The following is a 21527-nucleotide window of genomic DNA, read 5'->3' on the forward strand; positions in this document are numbered from 1 at the left end:
CTAATTATTCAACCTATTTATTATATCCTGTTTTCTTTCTTCGGGAACTACTTTTAAAACTTTTAACTCGCCGTTTTGAAGTTCTGCTTCAATCGTTGTGTTTTGGGAAGCGTGTAATTTGAAATGTACATTCCAGTCTTTTGGCCAAGCCGGAAAAAGGTAAATTTTCCCATCGGCTTCCTGCAACAGCATTTCCTGCATGCCAATCATTCCAGAACCTCCCCAATTATGATCTGGAACCCAATCATAACCCGGACCCCAAAATGCTGGAAATCGTCTACCCGAATTAGCCATTTTCAACAAATTGTATTTTGCTGCTTCATTGGTTAAACCTAAACGAGCCGCAAATATATTATCCTGTTTCCAACCAATATGACTTCTGAATTTAATAGCATCCGTATCATAATTCCACGTATTTTGGGCGATTTCTAAATCGGGTTTTCCAATTCCATAAATTCCCCAAGGATAAACAGGATACAGTTGTGGCACTTCTGAATTATTTACCCGTTCCCACGATTTGGCTGGAGCCAATGTTGTATGTCCGTCAAAAGTCCTGAAATTTAAAGGCGGAATTCGTGTTTGAAAGCCTTTCAAATAATCTAACGCTTCCTTTGACAATTCTTTTTCTGAAAGGTTTAAAAGCTGTTTTGTAATTACCTGCAAAGCAGAAATGGTGCTGTTGGAATTATACGCCATTTTATACGTTTCCGCACCGGAACCCGGATAAAGAATTAAATGGCCATTGGCATCCAAGGCTTTTCTGCCTCTTTCTTTAGCCAAGTATTGATAATGTTCATCAAAAAAACGAAGACAACTGATAATAAACGGATTATATTTTTGAATGTCTTTGCCGGCATATTCTTTTTGCTGCAACATCATTTGGCAAAACTCAAAAACCGTATCCCATTCGTATTCTAACCAAGCGTTGTATTCCATTCCCGGATCATAATCGGCTGGGCGTTTCCATTCGTATTCGGCAGGATTGGGCAAACCGAAATTTTCCAGTTGTTCTGTAAAAGAAGCTCCGCCGTGTTTCCAATAGACCTGCGAACGCAATTCGGCATTTTTTTGTAAACTCAAATAATAATCCAATTGTGATTTCATCATATCAAAATCACCGCTTTTCACCATCGGAAAATAAACCAATCGCTGGTTCTGGGCCGTCATCGTTCCGCCTCCCCAATTCCTGAAATCAGGCGTGAAATTTAAGTCGGGATTCGTAAAAACAGGATCAACCGTAAAAAGTCCGCCGTTGAATTTAGTCGGGTATTTTCCATAAGCATTGCAACCCAACATATAGCGGAACAATTGATAATTTTGACCTATTTGATACACCGAATCTTTTGCAGATGATTGATTTTTTTGGGTATAAATAAAACTGCGGTTCCAGAAATTATTCCACCATTTTATCGTGTTTTTTTCTGCCTGTTTTCCTTTGATTTTATAGTCCGAAATTTGATTTTTTAGATCTTTATTCCAAGAATTAATATCATTTTGACTAGTCTGTAAATGAATTTCCAAAGCTTGTTTTTTGGAAGCTTTCACACTCGACAAACTAAATCCTTTGAAATCCGTATTTTGATAATTACCCAAATATGTTCCGTCTGGTTTTAAATTATCTCCGGTCATAAAGCCTCCAAAAGTGAGATTCACCAACGGATTTATCATCTGGTCTTTCACCGATTCCATTTTTTGCTGTTTAACAGCAACATCAAAAACGGTTTGCTCCCGATTTCTATGGTAAAATTTTACGCCGTTATTTTCAAATGCAATTGAATCTTTGAAAGTCACAATTTCGCCTTGAGGAGCCCATTTATAGGAATTGGCATTATTCGCTTTCCCCTTAGAATCCCTGTTTTTATATCGCCAACTTTCGTAAGAAGCAGTCAGTTGCAAAGGCGTATTGCTATCCAAATCCAAGTGAATTACAGGTTTGAAAACATCCACCCAAAGTTTAATTTTGGTGTTTTTATGTCTTATCGTAACATATCCGTCTTTCAATACCAATTCTTGATGAAAACCTTCGCTATCCTTAAACGGATTTGGAGTTAAAGTAACTTTTATGCGTCCTAGTTTCAATAAGGCATTATGCTCATCAAAAGTTCCGCTTCGGGAGAAATAAAAATACAAATCGCCTTTTTCTACCCAAACATTTAAACCAATATCGCCACCACCCAAAGGCATCGATTCCGACGAATTGTTACTTTGTGTTCTCCAAATTTGATTGTAATTATCGAGCACAGGAATTTGCGCTTTGGTCAAAAGCGTAAAAAAAAGAAAGATATAAATCGTTGAGTATTTCATCTAAAAAAAATTGTTTCAAAATCCTAAATCATTAACAAACTAAGGTTTTCTGCAACCATATAAGGCAAATAAGATCATTTAAGTTTTAGCTTCAATCGCTTATATGCTTTTATGGTTAAAATCACTACCATTCATCCGTTCTGAAAGACGAAACTGGCAATGCTCCCGTACTAAATAATTCGGCTTTTGTATAATCTTTGAATAAATAACGAACAGCAACTGGTTTTGTTACTTTATCCGAAGTCAACACCACCGATTTTCTGCGAACTTCCGCTTTGGCAGGATAAAAAACTTTGTCTTCTCCGGCGATTTCAAAGCCAGTCACTTCGTTTCCGAAAGCCGTAATTCCGTTCGGTGCATCATCGAAAGAGACCGTAGCTGAATTATCTTTTATTTCCAAAGCTTTATATTTCGGGCTTTCAAATTCAAAGCCTTCCACACCGTAAGTTTTAGCCAAAGCCAAATACCCCAAACGACTTCCTCCTTTTTCTTTGTCTATTGGATGAATATTATTTTCTTCGCCAATATCCATTAGAACAGCCATTGCTGCATTTGGAATTTCCTTTGAAGCTTTCAATTGTGCTTCTCTCAAATAAGCCGAATTGTATTTTTCTAAATTATCTTTTGGATGAAATTGAGCATAATTAAAAGGAGCAATTTGGGCATAATAAAAAGGGAAATCTCCCTGTTTCCATAAAGTTCTCCAACTGCTTACCATTTTTTTTATTAAGGCTTTATATTCAGAAGCTCTTTCGTAATTCGATTCTCCTTGGTACCAAATACAACCTTTGATTCCATAACCGATAACTGGCGAAAGCATTCCGTTAAATAAAGTTGTTGCCACGCGGTTTGGGTCTTTTGCCAAATCTTCTATTTTAGTAGGGATTTTGGCGCTCTCGAAGTCTTTCAACATTTCCTGATTCATCCAGGCTTCCATACTGGAACCACCATAGGAAACGTGAATCAATCCTACTGGAACGTTTAATACTTGTTGCAAAAGCGAACCAAAATACCAAGCCGTTGCGCTAAAATTAGCCGTAGATTTCGGCGAGGCTGTTTCCCATTTTCCTTCAAAATCATCCAAAGGCTCAAGCACTGTAGCTCTTGGAATCGTAATCAAACGAATGTTTGTGTTTGTTGATCTGACGATGATTTCGTTGCCATTTTTAACTGGTTGCCCTGAAAAACCTTTTAACGGCATTTCCATATTAGACTGACCCGAACACAACCAAACTTCCCCAATCAACACATTTTTCACAACGATGGTTTCCTTTCCCTGGCTAACTTCAATAATAAATGGTCCTCCTGCAACAGGAGTTTGCAATTCTAATTTCCATTTCCCTTGATTATCAGCTTTGGCTTTATAGATTTTGGAATCCCAAGAAGTTTTTATACTAAGGTTTTCATTCTTTTCTGCCCAGCCCCATATTGGCGCGTTAGACTTTTGCTGCAACATCATATTGTCCGAAAACAAAGCCGGTAATTTGATTTTGGCATTGATTTGAAAACTGCCTAAAATCAAAAGAATCACAATAATACTGTTTCTAAAATTTATCATTTTTTTTCTGTTTTTTCTTTTACAATTGTAATTGGTCCCAACAATCCCGCTTTCAGCAGTGGATTCCCCTCCAATCTAAAAGGAGCGGTTGTCCAAATTAATTTTTCTTCTTTTGGCAATTTTTGATCGCCTATTAATCGATTTGCCCAAGTATTGGTAATCTTTATAATGAGTGTGTTTTTTCCTTTTTTTAGCGCCTCTGAAATATCTACTTTATAAGGATATGTCCAAAGTGTGCCGCAATCTTTTCCGTTGATGCTGACCTCAGCTATATTGGCAATTGCACCTAAATCCAACCAAATTTTATCTTTGGTTTTCCCTTTCCAAATCAATTCCTTTTCATAGGTTGCCGTTCCAGAATAATATTTAATACTATCATTAGCTGATATACTCCAATCAAAAAGTTTGTTGATTTTAACTGATTTTTTCGGGCCATGAAATGCAAGGTCAAATTGTAGTTCCCAATTTTCATCCACCGTTTGTATGGTTTCAAATTCAGAACCATTTTGATTTCCTTTAGCAATTATCTCTTTCGTTTTATCTTTAAAAACAACAAAACCAGATTCATTTGCTTCTAATACTAATGGAATTATCGTGCGTCCATTTTCTATTTTCCAATTTATTAAAGCGGTTGTTTTATCAGTAACAGGATTGTACCATTCCGGCATTTTCCCAACCACTCGAAACGAAGCTTCCACTTGTCTTTTTTCTTCTTTTTGATTCGAAATAAAATAAATTTCTTCAATCTCGGATTTACGGTGTGTCCAAGCAATAGTTTCTGCATCGGCTCGATTTAATTTAGGAAAATAAACATCTTGCTGAATTCCAATTGATGCAAAATCATTTCCTAAATAAGGCAGTTTAATTACAGTTCCTTTTCCTATTTTCCAAGAAGTTGCATTAGACTTATTATTCCAAATTTCATCAATTGTACTTTGCCACTTTTTATGTTCTGCTTCTAATTGCATTCCCGGTTGTAAATCCGGTTTTTCATCAATAAAAACTGTCGCTCCTTCTCTTACCAATTCCAATATTTTTTTGGCTACAGCCAAAGAAATCATTTTATTGGGCGCCATTTTATGGCTTCCCGGAAATAGTAAAGCACCATATTCAATACTATTGCTAAAAACTATTTTCCCATTTTTAACTTTAGTATTATTCAACAAAACATCGGCATTAAAAGAGTCGTATTGATAGCCATTCATTGCGTTTGTCCATTGCGACATATCGGTTGAATTTTTAGAAGAAGATACTTCTTTAGGAATTTTAATCGAAGGCTGACCTTCGTTTTTCAATCGAATAGCCTCGCTTGCGATTCTCTCTTTCCCAAAAACATTAGGAATAAATGGCACCAATCGATCCGGAAGAACCGAACGCGAAGGCAAATCTTCTCCAATAAAAACTGCCAAATCAATAACTGGCTTCCCTTTTTGCAATTGAAATTGAACTCTCTGACAATAATCAACCCAGGCTTTTCCAGGTTTCCACCAAGTTTGGTCTCTTTGGAAATAAGAACCCACACCATCTAAAGTCATTCCGGGTTTTCTGTCCGTCCACGGATTATGTACAAAAACGTGATAGAAAAATCGGTTAATTCCGAGTGCATAATTTCTGTCGGCCAAAGTCTTCAAATTTCCAGGGTGTTCATCCCAATCCATTTTTAACTCTGTAAAAGCTTCTGCCTGAATAATATCTTTTCCGTAAATATGTCCGCCTGAAATAGCGTCGAGCATATCATTTGGTTTGTCGTGCGTTGGACTTTTCAACCAAAATTCCCCACTTGGATAATCGATATATTTAAAATGTAAAAGTCCATCGCTCATCATCGTCGGCGCTACATTTTCCGAACTAAATTTCACTCCTGCTTTTTTAGCTTCATCAGCCAGCGTTCCAAAGAAATTATCGGCAATTAATTCTGATATCGTTTTCCGAACATCATACAATACTTTCTCCGAAGTTTCAATATCATTTAAAGGAATCCCCGCCATAACCGGCAAATAATCTACAATATCATAGCCTCTGCGTTTTTTAAATTCAACTTGAAAAACGGGCGACCAGTTTTGACTGCCACATTCCCAACTGTCCATATGGAGAATTTTTACCACTTTAGATGCCAGTTCCGGTCCCGCAGTTCTAAGCATTTCTCCAAACCAATGATCCAGTTGAAAACGAACCGCTTCCGCATTAAACTTATCTACTTCTAATCCTCTTCCTCCACCTGCAGTAGCATTTTCGTGACCTGTTGATGTATGGCCAAGACGCAGAATTCGCCACATTCCTTTAGAAGGAGCTTTCCAATTTAAAACGCCATTTTCATCAACAAACTTAGAAATGTTAATCATTTTTGATTGATCGACACAATCACTTTTACCAATTTGTTCAACAGAAGTTTGTGGACTCAAACGCCAAATCGCTCCTGATTTCCCCTGATAATTATCAATTAATGGTTCACTAGACAAAAGTATTTTAGCGACTTTTAGTCCCTGATTCCATTTTGCAGGATCTAAATCTTCTGCACCTGGTTCAGTTCCTTCGGGATCGTAAACAAACCTGAAATATTTGGCTTTTGTCGGAACGATGCTATGCGTGTAAAATGCATCAACATCTTGCCAACCGTGTCTTGGTGTTGTTAATCGACCAAGGCTTATAAAGTTTTTACCATCATCACTTACTTCAATTAGTAAACGATGCGCCTGATAGTTGTTTCCCTTGGTTTCTATCTGAATCGATTTACACAAAAATGGCTTATCAAATTCATACTGAACCCATCCTTTTTCCTTTAATCTAAATTGATCATCCTTATCTGAATTACTTAAAAATGAAGCGTCAAAATCGGCTACGGTACAAGTGATTTTTGGACGATTTTTATTTGATGTGACATACGTATCCTTTACCGGAATGGCAAACACCGCAATATCTTTATAATGATCTTTGTAATGATTCGCAACTGGTAGTTTCAGGTTTTTAATGCTATTTCCATTTACTGTAATGTCGGCCCAAACCACTTTTTGCATCGACATTTCAGGAGTTATCCAGGGCCCTCCGGCAACGGCAAAACCATCAGCGGGATGGAATGCAATTTTCACACCTACTCTGTCTGCTTCTGTCAATGCCCAATGAACCAAATTCCAGAATTCTTTGCTTAATTGTAAAACTGGTGGGTCGATCAACGGCGGATTTGCTGGCCCTTTAATGGTCATCAAATAAGCACCTCCAATTCCTGCTTGCTTCATTGCTTCTATATCGGCTGTGATTCCTTCTTTAGAATAAGCGCTTTGCATCCAATACCAGTACACCCAAGGTCTTGAGGATTCGGTTGTAGGCTGAAATGAGGTGTTTTCTTTTTTATGAATCTCCTGTGCGGAAACGAATCCCGCAATAAGTAAAATAAAAAAGAAGTGTTTTTTTTGAAACATTATTGTTGTTTTTTAATCATTAGACCTGACAGGTTTTAAAAACCTGTCAGGTCTAAATTCTAATATTTAAATTTCTTCAAGTTACTTCCCAATTCATTTTTTGAACCGGTGAAAGGAACAATGTAAAAACTGTACTCATAATTCCCAGAAGGAATCTGGTATTTCTCCATAGGTTGAGCCACTAGAGACCAGCTGTCATTTCCACCAACACCCATTTGAATTAAATCGACATTTACGGTCAAAAACCCAGGATCTTTTAAATCAAAAGTATGGGTGGCTGCACTTAAATTTTCTTGGACATAAGGCCACGCACTCATACTTAAAACTTTAGCATCATTTACAACCAACAATCCTTTATTTTTTTGAGGTGTTGTAAGCGCCATCCATCTTACTTCGGTTCTGTTACCATTTTCTTGTGGCTTTACATAATGCTCAATGAAGTCATTAATTGGCAACGAATATTTCCCTACAAACGATCCAAAACTTCGGTCGCTATAATTCTCCAATTCTCCTTTTCCATACCACGAAATTTGGTCGAACTTTCTTTGAACTCCCATTTGCATCCCAATTTTCGGGATGTTTGGTAATTTATTAGAAGCTTTTAAACGGTAATCAACCTTTATCGTTCCATCTTGTTTGATGTTGTAAACCACGCTAACATTGGCACTATCTTTAATTATTTCGTAGTCGCTGATGATTCTAATCTCCGCATTTGACTTGTCAATCTTGATATTCGTCAATTTTGGTTTGGCTTTGTACCATTGTTTCAGAAGCTTTTGCGATTTCCATCCTCTTTTGTCATTATCGGTAAGTGGTCTAACAAAATTAGGCAGTAATGGCAAAAAAACCTGTTCTTCTCCGTTGAAAACATACGAACTCAACGCTCCGTTTGCTTTATTAATTTTTATGTCGAAAGCTTTTCCTTTGATGTTAAAATCAGAATCTGATTCTGAAACATTAATTGATCCTGATTTTTTAAATTCAGAAATTGCTTCTTTCTTTTTCAGCAGAAACTGATCTTCTGCAACAGCGTAACCTTTCGAAGCCCAAAGTTCATCTTTCGAAAGCTGGAATTCAATATTCAAAAAGTATTCGGCATCTTTTTTCATTTTTGGCAAATACTGACTCACATTCAAAATTGTAGATTGTCCTGCTTCCAAATTGAAAGGTTTTAATATCTGGGTTTTGACAACATTCCCGTTTTCCAATATTTTCAAAACCGGAATGTATTCTGCCAAAGATTTTGTCGCTTGGCGATTTTTAATCTCCAATTGAAACCCTTCTTTTAATGTAGAAACGACAGGCTGATACACCCATTTATTTTCAAAAATCGAACCTTTTGGTTTTCCGTTAGAATCAACAATTCCTTTGGTGTTGAAATTCCCGTCGTGGTATTTTTCTCCAAAATCTCCACCGTGGGCAAAATATTCCTGACCTGATCTTGAATCGAATTTTACCAATCCCTGATCTTTGAATTCCCAGATACATCCGCCAATAACTCTTGAAACCGAACGGAATTCATCCCATAATTCTTTTAAATTCCCTACGGAATTTCCCATTGCATGAGAGTATTCCACGAAAATAATTGGTCGGGTATCTTTCTTTTGATCCACCAAATATTTAGGCGTGAAAACCCCTGGGTAAAATCGGCTCACCATATCGACATAAGGTTCGTCTTGCGGATTTTCAAATCGATAGGCGTGGTCAATCGTTTTAGGATATCTTTTGTCAAGGGGATCAATATAACCTTCCAATCTCGGATTCCCCTGCGCCGGTTCGTAATGCACAGGACGGGTTAAATCAAAATCGTGAACCCAACCTGCCATTGCCGAATGATTTGGCCCTTTTCCTCCTTCGTTACCCAAACTCCACATCACCACAGACGGATGATTTTTATCTCTTTCGACCATTCGGGTCATACGCTCCAAATAGGCGTTTGTCCATTTTGGATCATTGGCTAATTTTCCGCCAATTCCGTGTGTTTCCTGATTCGCTTCATCCATTACCATAATTCCGTATTGATCACATAATTCATAAAAATAAGGATCATTTGGATAGTGACTGGTACGGATAAAGTTGAAATTAAACTTCTTGATCGTTGTAATATCTTGTTTAATGTCTTCTCTTGTAACGGCTTTTCCACGGGTTGGATGATGGTCGTGACGATTGACACCATATACATAAGTCTCTTTTCCGTTGATGAGCATTTTTCCGTTTTCTTTGGAAAATTCGATAGAACGAAAACCAACCTTACAGCTTTTTGAATCTGTAATATTGCCATTCGGGTCTTTTATGGATACGACCAGAGTATAAAGATTTGGTTCTTCGGAGCTCCATTTCAATGGGTTTTTGATGGTTTCTTCAAACATTCCAAAACGAACATTATCCAAACGAGGATAACTTTCGTTGATCATTTCAATCACCGGTTTTTGGAGCGGTTCCTTGAATAAAGGAACGTTATTGGCATCATACAATTGTGCCTGAAAAGTATAATCCTTGATTTTTTTACCCGTCAAGTTTTCGACTTTTGGTCTTAATTGGAAAACTGCATCTTTATATTCCTTGTCTAATTTGGTTTGATAAAAGAAATCCTGAATGCGCAATTTTGGCTCTGCCATAATGAACACTTCACGTTGGATTCCGCTTACGCGCCAATGATCTTGATCTTCCAGATACGAACCATCTGCCCAGCGAATCACCTGAACCGAAACCACATTTTCGCCTTCTTTCAAATAAGGGGTAATATCAAATTCTGACGGCAAACAACTGTCTTCTCCATAACCCAGAAATTCTCCATTCAACCAAACCTGAAAACCAGAACTCACGGCTCCAAAATGCAAGGTTATGGTCATGTCTTTCCAATTTTCGGGAACAGTAAAACTACGTTGATAAGAACCGATACCATTGTAATCTTTCGGAATAAAAGGAGGATTTATGGGTCTAAACGGATACACCGCACTTTTATAAATAGGATTATCGTAGCCTTTTAACTCCCAGTTGGAAGGCACTTGAATTTTATCCCAACCGGATACTTTTGTTTTATAAAAATCTTTCGAAGCTTCTTTGAGATTCACCGCATATTTAAAATCCCAGTCGCCATTAAGCATTTGGAGTCGGCTTTTTGTTCTGTCGCCTTTTAGAGCATCTTCAACATTGGTATAGGAATACCCTGTTGCTCTGGAAGGCTGCCTGTTAATACTCGTCACTGTCGGGTCTTCCCAAGGGGCAAACTCATGTTTTTTATGTAATTCCGGAATTCCTGCCGGCTCGCCAGTTACGGATTGCGCTTGTATGGTGCAAAATGGAAGTATTAAGAAAAGAGTATTAAGCATTAAGACAAAAGCAGGAATACGAATTAGGTTTGAAAACACTACAAATTTCAAACATTTTTTTACTAAAAACCATTGAACTAAATTGATCATAACACTATTTATTTAACTTATAAAATCCCACCCCGAAGGGGAGGGAGACGAAACTGGAAAAACCCAATAAAGTTGTACTTCTAACAACTTAACACTTGATACTTCCTACTTAATACTCTACTTCTTCTTTTCTAAAACAACAAAATTCGTTTCACTTTTACCTAAATCTTTCGAAGTTGCTACTGCAATTCCTCTTTGTTCTCCTTTATTCACCGCACAATAGAAATGATAGACAACTCCATCGTGTTTTACAACAAAAGATTTATGGGCAAACAAATCATCATAAGGTTCAGATGATTTTATCAAGTCTTCCCCTTTCCAGTCGTTCCAGTGAACTAAATCATTCGAAACAGCAAATCGGTTGAAAGCTCCCGGTTTCCAGAAAGCGCCAAAGTAAAACATTACCCAAGTATCATTAATTCGTTGAATGTATGGATCTCCCGTTATTCCTTTGTGATTATTCAACAATGGATTTTTACCGTAACGTTTCCAGTTTTTCATATCATCAGAAACTGCCATTCCAATTCTTTCTGCGCCTTTTGCCGGTTTCAAACTATCGCCACGGGCATTGTAGTACATTATGAAATTGTGTCCCGTAATTTTTTCTTTGTCTCTAATCACCGTGTTTTTATACATCGTGCTATTGTCCCACCAACTTACATCAGCATCTTTTGGCGTTAAAACGGGCTTGTCCAAACGCTCAAATTCGTGTGCTTTTGTCGGCGATTCTTTGGTATATGCCATCCCGATTGACAAGACGCCAGCTTCATAACCTTTGCTGTCTCCGCCGAAATAACTCATCCAATATTTATCATCATACTTTTCCCATTCGTAGCTCCCACCCCAAGTTGGGTCTTGCAACGAAATATATCCCGCTTTTTGATTGACATCCCAATGCGATTCATTTTCAGAAAAGGACATCACTTTTCCTAAATGTTTCCAATGCAATAAGTCATCACTTTCAGCCAACCAGGTTTCGTAGCCTCTTCCTCCATAAATCAAATAGGTCATGAACCATTTTCCATCTTTCCTGAATACGCTTGGGCAATCCATTTTATAAGAGTTGTCCGTTGGCACCATCACCAAACCGTATTTATAAGGCGTTTTGATTTCGTTGTAAATCTCCTGCATTACGGTTTCGTTGATTTCTCTTTTTTTGTATTTGGTAGTTGCACAGCTTGCGATTAACAAAGTTGCGATTAACAAAACGAGATATTGTATTGTATTTTTCATTTTCTAATTTTAATTTTGATGGGACACAGATGATGCGGATTAAACTGATATTCGCAGATTTTTCTTTAATCTATAACATAAAATCTGCTAAATCTGCGTGCTATATTTTTTTGGCACGCAGATTTAAAAAGAATTTTAGCAGATTGTTATTATCTTAAATTGCTACAAATCCGTTTTAATCTGTGCTTTACGAAGTAAATCCGTGTCATCCGTGTTCCATTTTTTTATTTCAATTCCTTCAATCGGGCATCCATAACTTCTCTATTCAATTTCACTTTTACCATTCCTGTGGGGTGAAATCTTTTTTTCAAATCAATGGCATTATAAACAATTGTGTACACATCATTTCCTTCCGGAATTAAACAAAGTGGCGTTCGCATAATGTCCCACCATTTATCTACTTTAGTTTCTATTGGCAGATAGCGTGCTTCACCCCAATTAATTCCATCTTTTGAAAGTGTATATCCAATCATATTCGGTAGATGATGCCCCCAGCCTTCTGGGCCTCCATCAAAAATAGCGATGTATAAGCCGTTTGGCAACTGACTCACAATTGGATTTTCAACAAATGACGGATGTATCGTTTTTATAGGTTCTAATCCTTTATTCAAACGTTGCCACGGACCTTCTAAACTATTCGATTCGGCCAATGCCACAAACCAACCTTTTCCAGATTTCTTCGGATAATCCGCCCAAGATTCAAATGGATAGGCTCCACTATAAAACCCAAGGTATTTATCTCCTACTTTGTATGGAAAAAAAGAAGCCACGCCCTGACGCCCTTCCCAAGGTTGAGAATCTAAACCAGGTTCCATAATGATTCCCATATCTTCATAAGGGCCGCCAATTCCGGTGATCCCATCAACAGTTGATTCACATCTCCAAATTCTTCCAAAAGAGTGATTGGGTTGAATTTCTTTATGAACGGTATAAGCTAAATAATAGCCGTACCATTTGTTTGCTTTTTCATCAAAAACAGGCATATAAGACCAAATCGCAGCACGTCGATCGTTCATCGGATTGTCGTCTTCTGTGATGGCATACGTTCCACTGGCTTGCAAAATAGTCGATTCTCTTTTCCAATGAATGGCATCCTTACTTGTCCAATGCCCAATTTTGGTTTTTACACGGTCGTAATACATTTCTACCCCTTTTTCACCAGCTCTTTCCGTTGGAAACATATGGTAGCTATCGCCAACTTTTACCACACGACCGCCTTCAAAACCGCCTTGAATTCCTTCGGCACCAGGAAATCCTTCATCAATTACTGGTTTATTTTCTCCGCCAATAATTTCAAAAAGTGGCTTCTCATCTGAAAATCCTTCTACTATAAACGTTGGATTCCAAAGTTTTCCATCTGGAAATTCCACATTACGAGAAAGGGGTTGTTGATTATTTTTTATTACACCCAAGACTGCAAACAGTCCTTTTCCTTCAAGATTAATGATATGTGTTCCTTTAGGAAAAGAAATTGCATATACATTCACCGGAGGCAAACCTGTTATTGTCACTCCATTTTCAAGAACCAATTTGGCATTAGTTTGATTATTTAATTGAAGGTATTCGACGTTATTTTTTTCTTGGAAAATACCGATAAGCACTTGTACCGATTCCTTAAATTTTAATTTTAATGGAGTATTTGTTCCATTTTTATATTTATCCAAAGGAAGTACCACACCAGTTAGTCCTTGTAATTCTGGAGGAATTCGAACAATATTGTGTTTACTTCCAGAGAATACGTGTGCGTATTGAGTTGTTTTGAATGTCTTGTAATGAGACTTGACAACTTCAAAAGAAGCCTCTTGCCAGCTGGAATTTTTAACTCCATCGGTTTTTGGGCCTTGAGCCAAAACTGAAAAACTCAAAAAAACCAAGAGTAACTTATAAATAGATTTACTTTTTAGACTCATTTCCTTAAAGTGCTTTATAACTGATTTGGTAATCCACATTCGGTTGTACAGTTAATTGGTATTTGTTTTTAGACAATTCTGTAATTGTTCCAGAATTAGTTTTAGGTTTGTTTTTACTTTCGAAAACCAATTTTCCTTCACCTTCAGCCGCTTTTACTTTGATTTCTGATTTACTTACATACAAGGCCACTTCTCCGTTTGGTGTTGGCACTTTTCCTTCCATCCATTCCAATCCACCTAAATTAGGTTTCACTTCGAATTCAGCATAACCCGGAGCAGTAGGTTTTACGCCTAAATAATATTTTCCAAGCAAATAAATTGGGCTGGAACCCCAAGCATGGCAAAGACTTTTTCCATAAGGGCGTCCATACATAGCTAAATGTTCTGTTCCTTTTTTGTTTGGATTGTATTCTTCCCAGAAAGAAGTAGCGCCTTCTTTTAACATTCCTCCCCAATAGTCTTTCATTTCTTTCAACACATAATCTTGTTCGCCCATAGCACACAATGCTTCCAGCTCGTAAAAACGCATGTAGGGTGTTGTGATTTGAAGAATATCATCATTGAGCAACACCTTCTTTTTTATACTTTGTTTTTGTTCTTCATTAAAATAATTGAAAAAAATACCGAACATATTAGCGTATCTGGTTACAATATCCTGCATTTTACCGTCTATACGCTGGTGCTTCATAACGTTTTCTTTCTTATCCCAAAACACATCAAATAATTTTGTTTTTAAATCATCCGCTAATTTTTTATACTCTTTCTGGTCATCCTTTTCACCTGCAATTTCAGCACTAACTGCCATGGCTTCTAAACTTCTCGCTAAAAGCATTTGCTCAAAACTAACCTCGCCGGTTTTTGGTAATCCGTTCGCCCAATCAATAAAAACCCAATCGCCTTCTAATGGTTCCAAGAATCCGTTTTTGTTTCTTCTTTCTAAACAGAATTCCATAAGTGATTTCATTCGTGGATAAAAAGTTTTGATAAATTTCGTATCGCCAGTGTGTAAATAGTAATCGTAAACACCCACAAACCAATACAGCGAATAATCCATTATGATATTAATATGAGCCGTCACAGGTTCTTTACCACGAAGCGCCAACAGCGTTCGTTCTACCGAAGCCGAATCAAAGAATAAATAATAATTCATTAAATAACTTTGATAAGCATCACCAGACCAAACCCAACGGTCGCGTTTAATTCCGTCTATAAAAAATTCGCGAGATGTTAAATGCATCGTATAAGCCGACACATCCCAAATTTTATTCAATACTTGGTCTGAAGATTTGAATGCTCCACGATAGTCCAATGGTAAATATTCATAAAGCATCGAAATAGAATCATATTTTACCGTTGCATCTGCTTGTACCTGAACATAGCGGAATGCTTTCGACCCATCATGTGTGTAGGTTTCGGGCTGGTTTCCATCAAAAGATAAATGGTCCAGTGTTTCACATCTGGCAGAATCCAGCGCTTCCTCCCGAGATTCACCATAATAAAGTGCTACTTTACCTTTTCCTTTTAAACCGTGAATTTTAATATAACCAAAAGTTTCTTTACCAAAATCTACCAACTGACCAGCTCCTATTTTTTCTGATTTTTTGGCATTCCAGGGTGTGGTTGTTAGTTTAAACCCGGAAGGCTTATTCTCTGGTGAATCAAAATTCCAGGAACCAACAGGCACCCATGGTGTCCCCGATTGTTGTGCCTTTCCGGCTTCATTAATCCAAAGCTTATCTTCATTGGTCACCTTCCAGGACGCATCAGATTTAACATATTTACCCGCAATATAAATAGCCGGCAAAACTTCCTGATTGTAAACTTTAAAAGAAATTTTGTGTTTTCCGGCAGGAATTTTTATTGATTTTGGCTGCCCGTAAACCTGAACACCATCTAAAAGTAATTGAAAAGATCCTTCCGAGTAGATTTTTACCTCGTCTGGTTCTGGAATATTAACTTCTGTTTGAAAAGTTACCAAGGCGTAAGGACTGTAATATTGCCAAAGCGGGGGAAATACTGCTTCGCGTTCTGTGCGTCTTACTTGCATTTTATTGCTTAGCCAAACTTCGAAATCCCCCGGATACCAAATCCAAGTTTGCGCCGAAGCAACCTCTGACAAAAATAATAATGCACAAACGCAAACAACCGTTTTAAAACTCTGTTGTAAAGAAGACAATATTTTCATGTTAATTAAAATTAAAAATGAGGTATAAGCTCAAAATAGTTAGTCCCAATAAGGCAAATAATATTTTCACTCGTTTGCTGGTTTTAGGAACATTAGTTTCGCTTACAAAAGTGGTTTCTGGATTTTTATCAACCAATGAAATGATAATTGCCGCTACTAACAAGACTACAAAAATGTAGAATGATATCAGTAAAAAGTGAGGCCAAGCGGTATAAACATCGGCAGGGAAAATCCATAAATACAGTACACCAATTGACAGACTAAATGCAGATCCCCAAGATAAAATACCATTTACGGCTTTCTTTGTGGTGCGTTTCCAAAAAATACTCAATAAAAATACCACCGACAAAGACGGAGCAAGAAACCCTAAAACCGCCTGAAAAATATTGAATAAATTTTGACCTTTTATATTGTCAATCGCAATCGCGATAAGAATAGCAAACACGCATCCGGCAGCAATCGTGATGCGACCAATTTTTATTTGTTCTTTAATAGTTGCCGCCGGATTGATTTTTTTTACATAAATATCATTGGTAAAAACCGTACTCAACGCATTAAGCGATGAACCAATGGTACCCACTAGAACTGCAATTAAAACGCAAATTACCAAACCGTTCATTCCGCTAGGAAATAAATTGGTAACCATTGTCATATACGCCAAATCGGAATTTTTTCCTAGTTCCGGATACAAAACAGAACACAGAATCCCCGGCAAAATAAATAAAGGCAACGCCATTACTTTTAACCAACCAATAAAATTAACTCCAAGTTGACCCTGCTCCAAATTCTTTGCTCCCAATACACTTTGGACCATCGATTGATCGGTGCAAAAGAATGCCACTGCCGCAACAGGATAACCCAATAAAATTGCAGGCCAAGGATAATGTGCATCGTTTGCCGGTTGCACTAAATTCCAGAAATTTGCAGGTGTTTTGGCAATCAAAGCTTCAATACCTCCTACTTTTTGCAATCCTAGATAAGATAATGTAAGCGACACCACAATTAGTAAAATCATTTGGAACACATTCACTTTTGCAATGGCTTTCAAACCTCCGGCAAAAGTAAAAATCCCTGAAAAAATCACTAAAACAGTCACACTTTGCCACATGGGTATTCCTAAAATCTGGCGTACCAAAATACCCCCACTAAATAATCCCAAAGACAACCAACTTACCAAAATTTTCACCATCGCATACCAAGCCAAAATGGTTTGGGTGCTGTCGCCATAGCGTTTACCCATATATTCGGGCATGGTGCTGACCTTGCTTGCAATATAACGCGGGGCAAAAACCATTGCTAACAGCAATAAAAAAACGAAAGCATACCATTCGAAATTTCCTGCTACAATTCCTGTGGCATATCCAATACTCGCAAAAGCCAATAAGGAAGATGGACCAACATTAGTCCCCCACATATTAAATCCTATATTGTACCAATTAAGGGAATTCCCAGCCAGAAAAAGAGTTTCGTTTTTCTTACTTTGTTTCACACTTACCATATAACCAATGACCAATAAGGTCACTAAATAAATAGCAACAATTATAAAATCTAATGTAGTTAACTTATCGTAGATACTGTTCATAGTCCGTATTCGTTTAGAACAGCAGCAATTTTAACTGGCATTCCGGTTTGTAAAGATTTATCCATAGCTTGCAATAATGCAACTGTTCCAATACCTTCTTCCATGTTTGGATACGCCTCGAAATCTTGTTCAATACTATCTACAAAATATTCCAGATAATTTTGGTATTCACCGGCATGGTGACTTTGTCCCTCAAAACGGAAATAATGTTTTAAAGTATCATCGCCCCAAGTAACTATTTTTTGCTCCCCATCTTTTGTCGTAGCCGAATAACGAAGTTCGTGATAATCCGCCTGACTTGCACCTTCTGTTGCTCTCAAAATGGTACTCATTCCACTATCTCTTTGCGCAGGTTGTGTTGGAGAAGTATAAACGCCACTCACTCGGGCAATTCTTCCGTCGGTTGCCTTGAAAATAAAGTGCATTGTATCTTCATTTTTTAGACCTGCAACTTTTCCGTTGCTGCTGATCATTCCGTATCCCATTACTTCTTCGATATTAGGCAAATACCATCTAATGAAATCAACTGGATGGCTTAATCCGCCGTAAAGCCATTTGAAGGATTGTAGTAACGACCAGTCTTTTTCCAAAAACCAACGGTGATCAGCATGATAATGCGCCTCAATGGTAATTAAATCGCCAATTAAGCCCGCTTCAAAATCGGCTCTTTGTCTTTTCGCCGGTTCAAAAAATCGAGAACTTTGACCGATGAAAACCTTTTTCCCTGTTTTCTCGCTCAGTTCCAATAAATCTTTGGCATCCGAAAGATCGTCAATAAAAGGCTTGGTACAAACCACGTGTTTTCCGTGCAATAAAGCTTGTTTTATGTGCTGGGAATGCAAATGATCTGGCGTATAAATAGCGATGATATCGATTGCGCTATCATTTAATAAATCATCATAATTTGTTGTATAAGAATGAAAATCGAATTCCTGTGCTCTTTTCTTGCACAATTCCTCATTTCTATCACATATTTTTACCAACTCTAACTTTGAACTTTTCAAAGCTGCCGACATCGTGCTGCGTCCCTCTCCGAGACCAAGAATAGCTATTTTTAACATTTATTCAGGTTTATTTTTCAATTTATAATTGTCCCCAAGCGGACTAACTTTACTTTTGCCAAAGATCAAAAAGATTCCCCCAGATTTAAAAAAAGTGAATCAGATTTATTGGAAAAATCTGTATAATTTTTTTTTAAATCTGTGGCTAATTTTTTTTAATTCAATTTATTTAAAAACATCCAAGTTTCTCCGGGTTTCGTTCCTTCAATTCCGGTTTGATATTTTTTCATTAATGCGTTCCAATCGTCTACACGTGGATTATTTTGTGTTGTTTTAGGATTCAGTTTATCCAAATTTTCTCCTTTTGGAATACTGATAACTAGCATCAATTGTCTTCCATTTTTGAAAACCTGCAATTGCTGAAAATCGGCGTTGCAGAATCCTTTGGCGATTTCTGGCCATTTTTCGAATTGGGTAGTGTGATACTCAACGTATTCTTTTTGCATTTTGACATCTTCAACTAAATTTGCCGTCAACACGATATTCTCCCATTCGGATGCCGGTTTAGAATCCTTACATCTTTCAAAATTTCGAAAATCATAAACTGGGTTTTCGTAGATTTTAATTTCCAAAGCAGGAAAAGCCAAAGCCAATTTTCTTTTAGTTCTTTCTGGCTGATTCATTTTGCCATAAATCACCAAATGATTTTCCCATTGGTACAATTCTTCGCCAACGATTCGGAAACCTTTTATAGTGGATTTGATTTTTTCGATATCAAAATCCTTTCCGATTAATTCGATAGCCACCGATTTGGGCATTTCTTGCAAACCCCAAGCTTCATCAATTACAATTTCTTTTGTTAAATCGCTGTATGGTTTTCTAATTCCTGCATTTTCCTTGATTTTAGGATCTACAAAAGCATAATTATCCTGCCAAATATTTCCGGCAGGACCATTTTGGTTTTTCAGGATTTTCTGAATCGGAATCCAGTTGTTTTTAATGGTAAAATACTGACTTCCTTCATCTGTATACAAATACAACCACAAAAATGGGTCGTGCGCAAAAGGACTGTTGTAAACTTTATCAATATAATTCTCTTCTATTCTGCTGTCTGGTTGCGATGAAAGCGTGTAAATTCCGGCTACATCGTGTAAATGCTTGGCATAATGATGGATTTTGTTGGCTAGAATTTTATTGTTTCGCATCACGTTTTCGGTGTGTGTCCAGCCCCAACCCATTGAAATTCCACTGTACGCTACATCCGAAATTTCGTTGTGTTCGATGGTAAGATTCTTTATAAAACCGGCTGCAATGCCTAAACATCCCCAATCTTCGTTGGCAACGTTAGTAATCAAATTATCCGCAATTAATTCATCCGAACAAACCACTCTTTCGTCTTTTACGGTATAAGGCAAATGCGCCTCGAAAGGTTCCTCGGAGAAAACTCCCAGATTTATACCGTTTCCGCCAATGTCCTTAAATAGATTTCCTTTGACAATATTATGATTCGTTCCTCTATGCAAATCCAAGCCCGTGGATGACAAGTGCTCAAAACTACAGCTTTCGAATTGAGTATTATTGGCATAATTTACCTCAACGGCAGCTCTTGGTCGGCCTATCCAACCCTGATTTTCTAAACTTGCCTGATTGGGTGTTCCGGGTGTTTTTAATTTATAAGCATCCAATAAATACATTCCCGCCTGCAACGGAACGTGACCTTGCTGCGAAGGACGAAGCCAATTGCTGTACTGAAACGAAATTCCCTTGAAATTAAAATGATGGACTGGAGTATCCAAAGTGCCTTCAATTTTTACTAAATTTTCCAGAACCGGCACCGTAACTTTTGCAGAATTCATATCCTCTCCCGCTCTTGGAATATAATAGATTTTAGCTTTTTTTCTGTCCAAATACCATTCTCCGGGTTCGTTTAACATCGAAATTCCATTGTTTATATAGAATGCTGAATTTCCATTATTTTTTGAAATCCAGGGTGCTGGCCACGGATGTTCGCTTTGAATACGACTCTCAGGTTGCTCAAATGAAAGTCTGGCGCTGTCTTTTTTTACTTCGATATTTTTTATACGCAGATTGGCGATAGCCCACCATTGCACAATAAACATTTCCATTCCAGGTTCGAACTTAACGAATTTATTTTTTAAAGGAACCCAACAGGTTTGCGAAGCTGCATCCCAAGATAAAATGCGGTCCATTTGATTTCCGGCAGTGCTTTTGGCTCTAACTGCTTTTTTTCCGTTTACCCATAACTGTCGATAATTGATGATTTCTCCAGCTTTTTCAGGCGCATCGGCTACCCAAGCAATACCTTTTTTTAAACCATTTATTGCAATTGTAGATTTTTTCCACTTTTTGATTTCCAAACCGCCACTTAGTATGGGTTTTGCATTTACATCAGCTTCAATAGTAGTGGGACTTTCAGCGGTTCCTGAATCTTCAGGTCTTACAAATAAAGGCTCCCCTAAATAGTAAGTACCATTCATTACTATGATATGGATACCTCCTTTTATTGACGAATCCTTTAAGCGACGCATTTCTCTCGCTTTTCTAAGTGCCATTTGCACGGTAGCCAAAGGACTTGATTTTGTTCCTACGTTTGTATCATTTCCGTGTACAGAAACCCAAATTTCGGCAGCGTTTGCTGAAAACAGCATTCCTATTATGAAAAAAACTAAAAATATTCTGCGTACTTGTTTCTGATTCATTTTGTATTTTAAAACATTAATTGTTTAATTGACAAATATAATTTTTTCTATACACTAAGCATCAATATATTTAGATTTTTTTTGAGTCCTCAAAAAATAGTAACTAATTTTTGAGAATATTGCACTTAAATAACAAAATAGTTGCTTTAAGTTAAAATCCGCACTTCTTAATTATTCCTTTTTTATTTTAAATAAT

Annotated in this window: 10 protein-coding genes; all 10 read right to left on the reverse strand. The window is 37.3% G+C overall.

The window, feature by feature from the left end:
- On the reverse strand, positions 1-2304 hold the full coding sequence (locus ACM55M_RS16015) for a DUF5703 domain-containing protein (RefSeq protein WP_416858685.1): 2304 nt from the start codon (positions 2302-2304) through the stop codon (positions 1-3).
- A gap of 124 nt (positions 2305-2428) precedes the next feature.
- The gene (locus ACM55M_RS16020) at positions 2429-3862 is read right to left on the reverse strand and encodes a sialate O-acetylesterase (protein WP_416858686.1); all 1434 of its coding nucleotides are present in this window, start codon (positions 3860-3862) and stop codon (positions 2429-2431) included.
- Positions 3859-7278: a glycosyl hydrolase gene (locus tag ACM55M_RS16025; protein WP_416858687.1), complete on the reverse strand. Its 3420-nt coding sequence runs from the start codon at positions 7276-7278 to the stop codon at positions 3859-3861. The genes ACM55M_RS16020 and ACM55M_RS16025 overlap by 4 nt, the downstream gene beginning before the upstream one ends.
- Before the next feature lie 59 nt (positions 7279-7337).
- Positions 7338-10700: a glycoside hydrolase family 2 TIM barrel-domain containing protein gene (locus tag ACM55M_RS16030; RefSeq protein WP_416858689.1), complete on the reverse strand. Its 3363-nt coding sequence runs from the start codon at positions 10698-10700 to the stop codon at positions 7338-7340.
- A 117-nt stretch (positions 10701-10817) separates the two neighbouring features.
- The gene (locus ACM55M_RS16035; protein ID WP_416858690.1) at positions 10818-11933 is read right to left on the reverse strand and encodes a glycoside hydrolase family protein; all 1116 of its coding nucleotides are present in this window, start codon (positions 11931-11933) and stop codon (positions 10818-10820) included.
- A 224-nt stretch (positions 11934-12157) separates the two neighbouring features.
- Positions 12158-13843 carry a hypothetical protein gene (locus ACM55M_RS16040; protein WP_416858692.1) on the reverse strand — a complete coding sequence of 562 codons (1686 nt, stop codon included), beginning with the start codon at positions 13841-13843 and terminating at the stop codon, positions 12158-12160.
- 4 nt (positions 13844-13847) lie between these two features.
- On the reverse strand, positions 13848-16028 hold the full coding sequence (locus tag ACM55M_RS16045) for an alpha-L-rhamnosidase-related protein (protein WP_416858694.1): 2181 nt from the start codon (positions 16026-16028) through the stop codon (positions 13848-13850).
- 1 nt (position 16029) lies between these two features.
- Complete coding sequence (locus ACM55M_RS16050; RefSeq protein ID WP_416858696.1) at positions 16030-17610, reverse strand: sodium:solute symporter; 1581 nt, start codon at positions 17608-17610, stop codon at positions 16030-16032.
- Positions 17607-18671, reverse strand: coding sequence for a Gfo/Idh/MocA family protein (locus tag ACM55M_RS16055; protein WP_416858698.1), 1065 nt, complete (start codon positions 18669-18671; stop codon positions 17607-17609). Before ACM55M_RS16055 ends, ACM55M_RS16050 begins: the two co-directional genes overlap by 4 nt.
- Before the next feature lie 155 nt (positions 18672-18826).
- Entirely contained in the window at positions 18827-21331 is a 2505-nt protein-coding gene (locus ACM55M_RS16060; RefSeq protein ID WP_416858699.1) for an L-rhamnose mutarotase, read from the reverse strand.
- Positions 21332-21527 lie beyond the last annotated feature (196 nt).

It is taken from the genome of Flavobacterium galactosi (assembly GCF_048158585.1).
Taxonomy (GTDB): domain Bacteria; phylum Bacteroidota; class Bacteroidia; order Flavobacteriales; family Flavobacteriaceae; genus Flavobacterium; species Flavobacterium galactosi.

Bases quoted from the DNA above. Each gene is read 5' to 3' on its own strand.
- ACM55M_RS16035 (WP_416858690.1), bottom strand. From the start codon at position 11,933: ATGAAAAATACAATACAATATCTCGTTTTGTTAATCGCAACTTTGTTA.
- ACM55M_RS16050 (WP_416858696.1), bottom strand. From the start codon at position 17,610: ATGAACAGTATCTACGATAAGTTAACTACATTAGATTTTATAATTGTT.
- ACM55M_RS16055 (WP_416858698.1), bottom strand. From the start codon at position 18,671: ATGTTAAAAATAGCTATTCTTGGTCTCGGAGAGGGACGCAGCACGATG.
- ACM55M_RS16020 (WP_416858686.1), bottom strand. From the start codon at position 3,862: ATGATAAATTTTAGAAACAGTATTATTGTGATTCTTTTGATTTTAGGC.
- ACM55M_RS16015 (WP_416858685.1), bottom strand. From the start codon at position 2,304: ATGAAATACTCAACGATTTATATCTTTCTTTTTTTTACGCTTTTGACC.
- ACM55M_RS16060 (WP_416858699.1), bottom strand. From the start codon at position 21,331: ATGAATCAGAAACAAGTACGCAGAATATTTTTAGTTTTTTTCATAATA.
- ACM55M_RS16030 (WP_416858689.1), bottom strand. From the start codon at position 10,700: ATGATCAATTTAGTTCAATGGTTTTTAGTAAAAAAATGTTTGAAATTT.
- ACM55M_RS16045 (WP_416858694.1), bottom strand. From the start codon at position 16,028: ATGAAAATATTGTCTTCTTTACAACAGAGTTTTAAAACGGTTGTTTGC.
- ACM55M_RS16025 (WP_416858687.1), bottom strand. From the start codon at position 7,278: ATGTTTCAAAAAAAACACTTCTTTTTTATTTTACTTATTGCGGGATTC.
- ACM55M_RS16040 (WP_416858692.1), bottom strand. From the start codon at position 13,843: ATGAGTCTAAAAAGTAAATCTATTTATAAGTTACTCTTGGTTTTTTTG.